The organism is Hyphomicrobium sp. CS1BSMeth3, from assembly GCF_900117415.1.
In the GTDB taxonomy this organism is placed as follows: domain Bacteria; phylum Pseudomonadota; class Alphaproteobacteria; order Rhizobiales; family Hyphomicrobiaceae.
The window spans coordinates 77,582-89,832 of sequence record NZ_FPEI01000006.1; the positions used below are offsets into that span (position 1 = coordinate 77,582).

Below are 12,251 nucleotides of genomic sequence, written 5' to 3' on the forward strand. Positions count from 1 at the left end.
AATTATACGGGCAAGTTGCTGCATTCGCGAGCAGCGCGATTGATAGGAAAGCGAGGCGGAAATGGCATTTGATCTGGTATCTCGTGTTGCCCGGCGTTTCACCTGTGAGGTGACTGCCGCTGTCATTGGCCTTGCCGCGTGCCTGCTTCCCGCACAGGCGCAGGAGCTCAAGATCGGCGCTCGCAGCGACATCGTCATCGATCCCCACTCCTCGTGGGCGATGTCGAACACGCAGTATTTCTACCACTACCTCGGCTTCATGAACTGGCTCGACGAGAACGATAAAGTCGTTCCCCGAATGGCGAAATCCGCCACGGCCGTCTCTCCAAATTTGTGGGAGGTCAAGCTCAACGAGGGACTGAAGTTCTCGAACGGCGCGCCAGTGACAGTGAATGACGTAGTCGCTTCCTACGAACGAGCTCGAACGCTGCCGAATGCGATCGGAACTTTTGCCGGCTTGTTCGCCGGCGTGAAGGAGATGAAGGCGATCGATGATCTCACCATGCACGTGGTGACGTCGAGGCCATATCCGACGTGGCCGGCGACCATGACGCAGATTTCCGTACTTCCGGCAGAGGTGGCGAAGACAGCAACCCAGGCAGATTTCTCTTCCGGCAGAGCCAATATTTCGAGTTCGGCTTACAAGTTCGTGGAGTATGTGCCGGCTAACCGCCTGGTCGTCGAGCGCAACGGCGCCTATGTCGGCCCCAAAGCCCGCTGGGACAAAGTCACCTTCCGCATTCTCACCAACAACGCGACGCGCGTGGCGGCATTGCTTTCCGGTGATGTGGACATGATCGACGGCGTGCCGCCGGAAGATGCCGCGACGATCGCGAAAGACCCGAGATTTACGCTCTACACGGGCCCATCCGATCGCATCATCATGCTGGCGATGGATAGCAGCCGGGATGTCTCGCCCTTCATCACGGATCTTCAGGGCAACAAGCTGACGACAAATCCGCTCAAGGATGTGCGCGTCCGCCGTGCCATGTCGCTCGCCATTGACCGCGAGCTGATCCGTGACCGCGTCATGGATGGGCACTCCATTCCCAACAACCAGCTCATCCCGAAGGGGCTTGGGGGCTACGCGGCCAACATTCCTGAGGCAAAAGTCGACCTGCCGAAGGCGCGCGCGCTGATGAAGGAAGCTGGCTGGGCCGATGGCTTCGGGATCGCACTCGCGTGCCCTGAAGGGCGCTATGTGAATGCGTCCAAGATCTGTCAGGCCGCGGCTCAGATGCTCGGTCGCATCAACATCAAGGTCACAGTCGAGGTGATGCCATACGGCGTTTTTGCTTCGCGCGTCACGAACAAGACCGGTGATCGCGCCAGCCTTATGCTGTTCGGTTGGGGCGCATCAAGCTCTGGTGAGGCCAACGTGCTTCAGAATGCCATCCACACCTGGGACAAGGAACAGCGTCTCGGGGCCTGGAACATCGGCATGTACTCCAACCCCGAAGTGGACAAGCTGATCGTGAAGGGGTTGTCCACGCTGGACGCCAAGGAGCGCCACGCCATCCAGGCGGAGGTTATGACGAAGGCGATGGAGGACGTTGCTGCGATTCCGCTGCACACGCAGGTGGTTATCGTCGCGACGCGCAAGGGCCTGAAGTACACGGTCCAGGCCAACGAATGCACGCTGGCCGATTTCGTCGAGCCAACCTCTAACTGAGCAGGCGATATCGCGGAGGCCGCCTATGATCTTCTGGCTGATACAGAGATTGTTTCAGGCAGCCTTCGTCGTGCTTGCCATGACGGTCATCGTGTTCATCGGCGTGAGCGTGATTGGCGATCCCGTGGCCATCCTGATATCGCCGGAAGCGGGACCGGATGAGCGCGAGCGCCTTATCGCGGCGCTCTATCTCGACCGCCCGATCTGGGAGCAGTACTTCATCTTCCTCAAGGGCGTGCTGCGCGGGGATCTCGGCATCAGCTTCGTCTACAACGAGCCTGCGCTCGGGCTCATTCTTATGCGGATGCCGGCGACGCTGGAGTTGGCTTTCGCGGCCTTGCTTCTTTCGGTGACGATTGGTGTGCCGCTTGGCCTCTATTGCGGACTGTATCCGGACTCCGTCGTCTCGAAGGCCATCATGACGATCAGCATCGTCGGTTTCAGCTTGCCGACCTTCTGGTTGGGACTGATGCTGGTGTTGGTCTTCTCGGTTCACCTTGGGTGGTTGCCGAGCAACGGGCGCGGCGATACCGCCGAGCTGTTCGGCATTCAATGGTCATTCCTCACCTTGAATGGCTTGAAGCATCTGATCTTGCCGGCGATCACGCTCTCGCTCTTCAAGATCGCGCTGGTCCTGCGGCTCGTCCGCGCCGGTGTGCGTGAGACATTGCCGTTGGAGTACGTGCGGTTTGCGCGAGCGAAGGGCCTGGCGCCCAAGCGCATCATCTCGGTTCACGTGCTCAAGAACCTGATGATCCCGGTGGTCACGGTCGTCGGCATCGAGCTTGGCACGACCATTGCGTTCTCCGTTGTTACAGAGACCATCTTTGGTTGGCCCGGGATGGGCAAGCTGATCATCGACAGCATCAACTCGCTCGATCGACCGGTCATGGTCGCCTACCTCGTGATCATCGTTCTGCTTTTTACGACCATCAACGTGATCGTCGACATCCTCTATTTCCTGCTCGATCCGCGCGTGCGCATTCAGGCCGATTGACGCCGCGCGACTGATTGCTGATCTGGTTAGCATCTCGCTCATATGAAATTTTATGGCTTGTTTTTTTTCAACCAGACTGCGCCTATCCTTCATTGTCTGTATCTTTATTGAAATAACGGGCCCTCGCGCGAATGCAGGGAGCGTGGATTGGCGCAACCTCCGCCTCGACGCGGTCCAAGGAGGATTATGGGAATGAATCGGCTTTTTGGATTGGTGGCGGTCGGCCTTAGCGTGGCGATCGGGATTGTGACGCCCGCCGGCAGCGACGAGCTCAAAGTTGGCGCGCGGACAGAGCCCGCCTCGATGGACCCGCATACGATTTGGTCCGGCGCAAGCACGCAGTTCTATGTCCACTACCTCGGCTTCCTCGTTCGCACGACGCCGGACAACAAGCTCATTCCGGCCCTTGCCGAGACCTTCAAGCCCCTATCGGACAACGAGTGGGAATTCGTTCTTCGACCGAACGTCAAGTTCGGCAATGGCGAGCCCGTGACCGTTGCCGATGTCATCGCCTCGCTCAATCGCGCGCGTAACAACCCGCGCGGTAGCTACGCGAGCCTCTTCGCTGGCGTGACTGAATTCGTCGAGGTGGATGCGCGGACGCTGCGCGTCAAGACATCGCGACCCTATCCGACGCTTGCCAACAGCTTCAGCCAGATTGCCATTCTGCCAGCCTCTGTGATCGCCAAGGTGGCGACGGCCGAATTCGGTACAGCGGCTGCCAATGTCGGCGCGGGGCCATACAAATTCGTTTCCTTCACACCGGGCGACCGTCTCGTTCTCGAGCGCAACGATGATTATTTCGGCGAGAAGGCGCGCTGGTCGAAGGTCACCTTCCGGTTTCTGACGAACAACGCTGCGCGCGTTGCGGCGCTCCTGGCGGGGGATGTGGATGCGATTGACGGCGTACCGCCTGAAGAGATTGCCACGCTGAAGGCCAGGCCGGAGTTCAACGTACTGTCCGGGCCGAGTGACCGCGCAGTTTATATGTCGCTCGACACCGAGCGGTCGCCCACGCCCTTCATCAAGGGACCGAACGGCGAAGCCATCGACAAGAATCCTCTGGCCGATGTCCGTGTCCGCCGCGCCTTGTCGATGGCCGTCGACCGCGAGGCGATCCGCGACCGCGTGATGGATGGGCTTTCCTATCCGATCAACCAGGTCGGCGCTCCGAGCCTCGGTGGATTCAACAAAGAGCTCTTGCCCGTGAAGAGCGATCCAGCCGGCGCGCGCAAGCTCCTGGCCGAGGCAGGCTGGCCCAATGGTTTCAGCCTCAAACTCCAGTGCCCGAGTGGGCGGCTCGTCAATGATGCGCGGATTTGCCAGGTACTTGGGCAGATGCTCCAGCGGGTCGGCATCAAGACCGAAGTCGAGGTCACGCCTTACAACGTGTACATCTCGCGTATGACCAATCACGCTGGAGAGCGGGGTAGCATCTTCATGTCGACATGGGCCTCGTCGTATGCCGGCGAGGTCGGCGGCGCACTCGAGAACGTCCTCCACACGTACGACAAATCGCGTCGGCTCGGGGCGTGGAATCTCGGACACTACTCGAATCCCAAGGTCGACAAGCTGATCGTCGACAGTGCCGTCATCCTCGACTCGACGAAGCGGCACGCCGATCAGGCGGAAGCCATGAGGATCGCCATGGAGGACGTTGGCGTGCTGCCACTCCACCTCCAGGCCGTCGTTGTCGCCGTCCGCAAGGGGTTGGACGCCACCATCTACTCCAACGAATACACGATCGCTGACGCCATACGGCCCTTGGCCGAGTCCAAGAAGTAAGCGGCCGCGCAAACGTCCGCAGGCTCGAACAGTTCTGGTCACCAGATCCCGAGGTTGAAGGGTCATGAAGGAAATCCGGCTGAACGCCTTTGTCATGAATTCAGTGACGCACTCCCATCAGGGTCTGTGGCGACATCCCCGTGACCATTCGCTCGACTACACGAACCTCGAGTACTGGATAGAGTTCGCCAAGCTGCTCGAGCGCGGGAAGTTCGATGGGATCTTCATGGCAGACGGCCTTGGGGTCTACGATGTCTATGGTGGCTCCCCCGAGGCCGCGATCCGCAGCGGCGTGATGATCCCTAAAAACGACCCTTCGCTGCTCGTGTCGGCGATGGCGGCAGCGACGAAGCATCTCGGCTTCGGCATCACCTTCAGCGTGACCGACGAGGTCCCCTACTCTTTTGCGCGCAAGATCTCGACGCTCGATCACATCACGAATGGGCGGATCGGCTGGAATATCGTCACCGGCTTCCTTGAGAGTGCGGCGAAGGCCAAAGGTGACGAACGGATGATCGGCCATGACGAGCGCTATGTCATCGCCGAGGAGTTCATGGATGTCGTCTACCGGCTCTGGGAGCAGAGCTGGGAGGATGATGCCGTTCTCCGTGATGTCGAGAACGGCATCTATGCCGATCCTTCGAAGGTTCATCGCATTCAGCACGACGGCAAGTACTTCAAGCTTGATGCGGTGCATATGTCGGAGCCGTCGCCGCAACGCACCCCTGTGCTCTACCAGGCCGGCACATCCAGCAAGGGAGTTGAGTTTGCCGGCCGCCATGCGGAGTGTGTCTTCATCAACGGACCGCGCCCCTCGGTTGTCGGCGGGCGCGTGAAAAAGATCCGCGAGGCAGCCGTCGAACAGGGGCGCTCCCCCCACGATATTCAGACGCTGATGTCGATCAACGTGATCGCGGCACCGACGGACAGCGAGGCCGAAGCAAAGCACGCGGAGTACAGCCGTTACATCGATCCGGAAGGAAGCCTCGTGCGGCTCTCGGGCTTCATCGGTACTGATCTCTCCAAGCTGGATCTCAATGGTCCCATCAAGAGCATTTCGACCAACAGCATCCAGTCCATTCTCGAGAACTTGACGAAGGGAAATCCAGAACGGCCGTGGACTGTAGCTGATGTCGCCAACAGCCTGGATCGCGATGGCGTGCAGCCCATAGTGGTCGGATCGCCCAAGACCGTGGCTGACGAGCTGGAGCGCTGGGTGGTCGAAGCCGACGTCGATGGCTTCAACCTCATCGTGCCGATCAAGCCCGAGTCCATGTCCGATTTTGTCGAGCTTGTCGTGCCGGAGCTTCAGCGGCGCGGCATGTTCAAGAAGGAGTACGGCACCGGCACCTTGCGCGACAAACTATACGGCAAAGGGGCTAAGACGCCGGCCAATCATCCGAGCGCCAAGGTGCGCATCCGCTGAGGTCGGCAGGCTCGAGACGCGGGTCTTGCAACATCTTCGGGGATCTCTGGATTGGGCGACCTCGCCCGCCCGGCCGACGCCGAAAGCCACTTCCGCATGGTGGTGTTTGATCAGCGCCCGCCGATGTTCGAGGCACTCGCGAAAGCCTGTGGCGTGTCGCCCAAGCCCGATCTGCGGCGGACGCGACGAGACTAGGACTTCTTCAGGTTGCAGTGGTTGGCGCCGCCGAAGCGAGCGGTTTCCTGGTAGCAGCCTGACTTGCGACACGCCGCGAGCTTAGGACGGCATATTCGTGCAATGCAGGTCTCGGGGTCCGCCGCATTGGCCCTGCAGCGTGATTGGCATTGGCTGAAGAAGCCACTGCACGATGACTGGGCAGACGCTTCCGAGGCCAGCGAGAAGAAGAGCAAGGCGAAAGCACAAGAGATAGCGATCTTCACAGGTTGTCCTCCGTGGTGGTTTTCGATGAGTGGTCACACTGCTGGCAGCCATGACCAGCCGTGGTGGGGTGCCTAGTTCTCAGGACGTACATCTTTGCCATCGGAGATCCCCGCGCAGCAGCTCAAGCTGCCGTCGCCGTTTCGACGCTCGTCCGCACGTCGAAACGGCTAAATGTGGTGGCGGGGGACGGCAACGGCGAAGCGCTGAACGTTGCTGAACGCGTTCTGAAAATGCTAATTTCCCATAAGGTTGCGAGCGGAGGGATGAACGCGGCCATGGAGGCAGTGCGCTTTGATCGTTTCACCCTGGACCTGTCGGACGAGCCCGTCCTGCAGCAGCGCGGTAGGACGATTGCGCTTCGGCCACAGTCTCTCAAAGTGCTCGCCTATCTCGTGCAGCACTCCGATCAGGTGGTCACCAACGCGGACCTGATCGACAACTGCTGGGAGAACCCGAAGCAGACGAACGTCAACTCGGTGGCTCAGTGCATTGCGGACATCCGCGAGGCTCTGGCGGAGGCGAAACAGCCGATCATCCGCACGGTTCCCCGCCAGGGCTATAGGTTTGCCGCGCCGGTGTCGGTGGTCGACCCTGACGGCGCGGCAGCGACAACCGCAAAGCCGAACACGTTGACGCAAACGGCGGCGATGATGTGGGGCCGCATTGCTGAATGGTGCCCCATCCTATCCGCCCGGCTGCGCTGGCGGGCACTGGCTTTAGCCATCGCACTCCTTGTTTTGTGTGCTGGTTGGGCGGGCTGGGTATGGTTCATGCGCCCGGCCGAGCTGACGATGATGGCGAAGCCATCCCTTGTCGTCCTGCCTGTAAAGCCGTTGGGCGACGCCGCCGATACAGCTCTTGCCGTCCTCGCCGATGAGATCGCCGCAGGTATCGTGCGCGCGCCGCGCGGATTCCAGCCCGAGATCCGACCTACAAACGCCATCAAGGATGCTCTGGCCGATCCGATGACGATCGGCCGACAGCTTGGTGTTCGCTACATCGTGCGCAACCTTGTGCGCCGCGACGGCGAGGAAATGCGGGTCAATGTCGAATTGATCGAGGCGGAGACCGCGCGCCAGCTCTGGGTCGGCGAGTTCGGCTATCCGCTCGGCAAACACGGTGCCCAGGGCCGGACGGCAGCCGCCATTGGCCGGACGCTCGTCGCGGAGCTGCAGCGCGCCGAGGTGCGGCGTCCCTTACCGACCAGGCCGGGTGCGGGCCAATACACGATGCTGGGCCGCGCATTGATGACCGAAGAGAGCAACGCACAGCGGAATGGCGAAGCGATCGCCTATTTCGAGAAGGCCCTCAGCATTGAGGCCGATCACTTCTTTGCCCTCACGCACTATGCCAGGGCGGTGGCCATTCACAGCCTCAACGGGTGGCTTCCGGACACAGAGCACGACGCGAAGCTTGCGGAGGCGGATGCTGCCATCAAGCTGGCGCGGCAAACGGAACCAAAGAGCCCTGGTGTGCATGTCGTTCATGGCAGCGTGCTGCGCGCGAAAGGGGAGCACGAGCAGGCGATCAACGCTTTCAAGCTTGCACTGGCGCTTGATCCGAGATTTCTGCCTGCCCGTGCGGAGCTGGCACGAACGCTGATCGACGTGGGCAGGCCCGAGGAAGCGATCACCGAGCTTGAACAGGTCATTCAAGCAAGTCCGACCGATCTGTCCCTGTACTGGTGGCGCTACTTCGAGGGGCTCGCGGCGCTGCATATTCCCGATCCCGAACGGGCGCTCGCGTTTCTTCAAGCATCGTATCAGGCAAACAGCAGCTACGAGAATACGCTGCGACTGATGGCGGTTGCGCTCGCGGATCTGGGCCGGGAGGAGAAGGCGCTCGAGAAGATCAAAGAGTTCCTGAAGCTGAGGCCGCAGGCCACGCTCGACGATTGGAAGCGCCCCAATTCGAGAAGCCATCCGCACGTAGCCGAGCGTCGTGAACACATGCGGGCAACCCTCAAACGGCTTGGTGTCCCGGAGAGTGGGCAGCACGCGTCGGCCAAACCCTGAGGGTTGCAGGACTGACGGCCCACCAACGATGATCCTCGTTATTATGTGTGTCAGGTTTATCTTGACGCAGTCGCTGTGTCAGGTCATCCTTGACTTGACGCTAATGAGGTGCCCCGATGACACGCACGCTCAAATGCTCGTTCTGCGGGAAGTCCGCCGCGCAGGTCGGCCGTTTGCTCGCAGGCCCCAAGGTTCACATCTGCGGCACCTGCGTAGAGGTCTGCGTTAAGATCCTCGACGCGGTGCCGTCCGAGTTCGGCGATGGCTGGGAATCCATGAGCGACGAGCAGCTTCTCGCTGCGTTGGCGCCAACGGCTGCAACCGTCGACGGTACTCGGGCGGTTTTGCAGGCCCAGATAGAGGAGTTGCGCAAGCGCACCGTCAGTTGGGATGCCATTGGCAGGGCACTCGGGATCTCGCGGCAGGCGGCCTGGGAACGCTTCTCTTGAGAGCTGCCGTCACGCGGGCGACGCACAATTGGCGATAGTGGGGCGCGATGATCAGACGCTCGCTCATATTCGTAGCCATTGCAGGTGCAGTCTATGTCGGTCTGGCACTTGCTCTCGTGGCGTGGCCGCCGCCTGCCGAGAAGGAAGCGACGACGCAGGCGACGGGAGAGCTCACCGACTTGGTGCGGACCGGAGATCTCGGCCAACCTGCCGCGCCGGAATTCTTCGTTGCACGCGATGGCACCAAGCGCCTCTATCGACGCTACTTGGGTAGCGGCCCTGATGTGTTGGTCTTTCTCCACGGTTCTGGAAGCGACGCCCGATATCTGGCCCGGTTTGCTCGCTCGATCGCGGAGTTGACGGGAGTGACTGTTGTCACCCCGGATATGCGCGGTCACGGAGCGGCGCCGGGAAGGCGCGGTGATGTCGACACGGTCGTCCGGCAGGAAGACGACATCGCCGACCTCGCCTCGGCGCTGAGGGCAAGCAAGCCCTTCAAGCGCTTTATGATTGGCGGCCATTCGATCGGGGGCGGATTGGCCATCCGCTACGCTTCCGGAGATCGACAGCCAAGACCGGACGCGCTTCTTCTTCTGGCTCCCTACATCCATCGCAGCTCGCCGGCTGCTCGGACGGACTCAGGGGGCTGGGCAACCCCGTTCGTGCTCCGCTTTGCCGGGATCGACATGGTGCAGCGGCTCGGCATTCACGCCTTTGATGGCCTTCCCGTCTTGCGCTTCGAGATTCCGCGGTCCGCCAGAGATGGAACCGAGACGCCGCTGTATAGCTGGCGGCTCTTTGCGTCGGTAACGCCCCGACCCGACTGGAAAGCGGATATCCAGCGTATTGTCTGCCCTGTCCTGGTGCTGGGGGCTGAGCAGGATGCGATATTTCGCTCGGAGGGATACACTGAGATCTTCGCAAGCCTTCAGCAGGCGCGTGTCGAGATCATACCGTCGATCAACCATTTCCGGCTGGTCACAAGCCCCGAGAGCCCACAACGCATCCAGGCCTGGTTGGCGCGTCAAATTTGACAGCCTACATTGTCGGCGCGGAACCTCAGTCCGGAAAGCTAATTGTCAGACTTGCCATAGCGCCGTCGAGGCTCCTGCACTAGGTTGGCGAGACGAGACCGCAAGCTCGAAGCCGAGGAGAGCTGCATGAAAGTCCTCTCGCACGCCCTTCTGATTTGTTTCCTGACGCTTGTGTCGATCGGTGCCAGAGCCGAGTTGAACGTCGGATCGCCCGCGCCAGCGTTCTCAATCCCTGCCGCGCTCGGGGGCAAGGACATTGTATTCGATCTAGCGGCATCCCTGACCAAGGGTCCGGTTGTCGTGTACTTCTATCCCAAGAGCTTCACATCCGTCTGCACGGAGGAAGCGCGCCTTTTTGCGGAGGCCATGGAGGAATTCGAGACGCTGGGCGCCTCGGTGATCGGTATCTCGACAGATACGTTGGACACTCAGCGCGAATTCTCGAGATTAGAATGTCGCGACAAGTTCCCGGTCGGTGCCGATACGGACGGGAGCGTCGTGCGTGCCTATGATGCAGCGCGAGGGACAACTTCTCGCATTATGGCGAGCCGTACATCATACGTGATCGCGCCGGACAGTAGGATCCACTCTGTCCTGACGGCCTCAGACGCCGAAAGTCACATCCAGTTTGCCCTCAAGTCGATCCGCGCGTGGAAGGCCAAGAATTGAGGGCGGGACCGGAAGAGGGACCATAACATTCGGCATTCCTACGCCCGGTGATGCCGGCGTCACGGGCTTTTCAGTTATCACGGCGGCGTCCCCGATGATCCGCTCGAGGGTTAGATGATCGCGGCGCTGACGCCTCCTTGTCGCCTGCACGCTTGGTCGGATGGCCGTCGTGTCAGCCTTCCAGGTCGACGTCTTTGGTCTCCGGCGTCGCGAGAATGGCCAGGATCGCAAGCACCGCGTAGATCATGACAAGTCCACCGATATAGAGGTAAGCCTCGCGGACGCCGTAAGCGTTGAGCAAAAGTCCGGCGAGGATCGGGATGAGACCCCCGCCATAGACTTGCGCGATCTGATATGCAGCGCTTGCTCCCGAGGCGCGATAGCGCGTGGGGAAATTTTCAGTGTAGAAGCTCGGGATCGCACCGTAGCCAAAACCGAAGACCAAGCCGAATCCGATGATCTCCCCGAGGGTCGCGAGGACGACATTGCCCGTGTTGACGAGGTAGAAATAGGGGATCGAGAAAACCAGAAACACGACAGCGGCGACGAGCAGGACCGTCCGGCGGTTGATGAGGTCGGCGAGCAAGGCGCCGATGATCATGAAGACCAGCATGAAAGCTGCGGCGATCAGACCGATGGTTTCAGGCGTCGATCCGGTAAAACCAACTGCCTTCATATAGCTCGTGCCGAACACGAAGTAGAGGAAGAAGGCGCCGCCAAACATGGCGTTGACGAGCGACGTGCGGAGGATCGTCAACGGCATGTCGCGCCACACCTGCCATGCGGGGTGCTCGAGGACCGAGCGCTGCGCCCTGTGCCGCTCGAAGACAAAGCTGTCCTCGGTTCGCGTGCGAATGATGATGCCGACGATCGTTACGAGGAAGCCAGCAACGAACAGAAGGCGCCAGCCCCATTCGGAAAACTCCTCTGGCGTCATGAGCGATTTGACGAGGATCACGGAGCCGAAGCCGAGGAGTAGTCCGATCGGGATCGCGAACCCGACCCAGGCGCCCCAGAACGCACGGTACTTGGAATGCGCCGCCTGTTCGACGACCCACGTTGCGGCCGTGCCGAACTCGGCGCCGAAACTGATCCCCTGAGCCAGACGGAAGACGATCAACAGAATCGGCGCAGCGATGCCGATGCTGTCGAAACTTGGCGTCAGGCCGATCAGCAACGTGCTGATGCCCATCAGGACGAGCGCGTAGACAAGCGCGTCCCTGCGCCCATATCGGTCCGCGATATGGCCGAAAATGTAGGCGCCGATCGGTCGGATGATGATGCCAATGCCATAGACGCTGATCGCCGCGGAAGCGGCGGCAAGCGTGGACAGCTTGAAGAAAAGTCCACCCCAGACGGTGGCCGCGATCACACCCGTAACCAGGAAATCGTACTGCTCGATTACGGAGCCGATGATACTCGCCAGCGCGACCTTGTAGATCTGGTCTTGGCTTGGCGTGGTTGCTTCAACGGTGGCTTCCGACATGGGAATCTTCCTCGAATCTTTGTCTGAGCCCGCCTAGTCAGGTTGGCCGAAGCACGCGCCGTGCCAGGCGTGGCCCATTGCTGTTGCCGAGATCCGGGGCGTCGTGCTGAGTGGATCGGTGGATTTCCACCGCCGTAGTGGGTGATAGTGACCGGTGCACCGGCCAGCCCCCGCGGCGTTCCATTCAGAGCAGGCGCTCGTCGTCTCTCCAGGCCGGCACGTTGCTGGCGAGGTGCTCAGCCTGCCAGCCAGCTTTGAAGCTGGAGGGGGCAGTCAA

General features: G+C 60.8%; 10 protein-coding genes. 9 read left to right on the plus strand and 1 reads right to left on the minus strand.

Going from position 1 to position 12,251, the window contains the following annotated elements; genetic code table 11:
* The first annotated feature begins 61 nt into the window (after positions 1-61).
* From CS1BSM3_RS15495 to CS1BSM3_RS15535, 9 genes are all read left to right on the plus strand, one after another.
* Complete coding sequence (locus CS1BSM3_RS15495; RefSeq protein ID WP_072388398.1) at positions 62-1,672, plus strand: ABC transporter substrate-binding protein; 1,611 nt, start codon at positions 62-64, stop codon at positions 1,670-1,672.
* 25 nt (positions 1,673-1,697) lie between these two features.
* The gene (locus tag CS1BSM3_RS15500; protein WP_072388401.1) at positions 1,698-2,669 is read left to right on the plus strand and encodes an ABC transporter permease; all 972 of its coding nucleotides are present in this window, start codon (positions 1,698-1,700) and stop codon (positions 2,667-2,669) included.
* Between the two features lie 192 nt (positions 2,670-2,861).
* The gene (locus CS1BSM3_RS15505; protein ID WP_174263695.1) at positions 2,862-4,454 is read left to right on the plus strand and encodes an ABC transporter substrate-binding protein; all 1,593 of its coding nucleotides are present in this window, start codon (positions 2,862-2,864) and stop codon (positions 4,452-4,454) included.
* A gap of 64 nt (positions 4,455-4,518) precedes the next feature.
* Complete coding sequence (locus tag CS1BSM3_RS15510) at positions 4,519-5,880, plus strand: LLM class flavin-dependent oxidoreductase (RefSeq protein ID WP_072388405.1); 1,362 nt, start codon at positions 4,519-4,521, stop codon at positions 5,878-5,880.
* A 51-nt stretch (positions 5,881-5,931) separates the two neighbouring features.
* Positions 5,932-6,075, plus strand: coding sequence for a hypothetical protein (locus tag CS1BSM3_RS28300; protein ID WP_174263696.1), 144 nt, complete (start codon positions 5,932-5,934; stop codon positions 6,073-6,075).
* 509 nt (positions 6,076-6,584) lie between these two features.
* On the plus strand, positions 6,585-8,336 hold the full coding sequence (locus CS1BSM3_RS15520; RefSeq protein WP_072388410.1) for a winged helix-turn-helix domain-containing protein: 1,752 nt from the start codon (positions 6,585-6,587) through the stop codon (positions 8,334-8,336).
* A 116-nt stretch (positions 8,337-8,452) separates the two neighbouring features.
* Positions 8,453-8,785 (plus strand): ClpX C4-type zinc finger protein, encoded by a 333-nt coding sequence (locus tag CS1BSM3_RS15525; RefSeq protein WP_072388412.1) that lies wholly within the window; start codon positions 8,453-8,455, stop codon positions 8,783-8,785.
* 47 nt (positions 8,786-8,832) lie between these two features.
* Positions 8,833-9,819 carry an alpha/beta hydrolase gene (locus tag CS1BSM3_RS15530; protein WP_083528635.1) on the plus strand — a complete coding sequence of 329 codons (987 nt, stop codon included), beginning with the start codon at positions 8,833-8,835 and terminating at the stop codon, positions 9,817-9,819.
* Positions 9,820-9,945: 126 nt separating this feature from the next.
* Positions 9,946-10,488, plus strand: a complete 543-nt coding sequence (locus CS1BSM3_RS15535; RefSeq protein WP_072388414.1) for a peroxiredoxin — start codon at positions 9,946-9,948, stop codon at positions 10,486-10,488.
* Between the two features lie 172 nt (positions 10,489-10,660).
* Here the strand turns inward: CS1BSM3_RS15535 and CS1BSM3_RS15540 are convergent, their stop codons facing one another.
* Positions 10,661-11,974: an MFS transporter gene (locus tag CS1BSM3_RS15540; protein ID WP_072388416.1), complete on the minus strand. Its 1,314-nt coding sequence runs from the start codon at positions 11,972-11,974 to the stop codon at positions 10,661-10,663.
* Positions 11,975-12,251 lie beyond the last annotated feature (277 nt).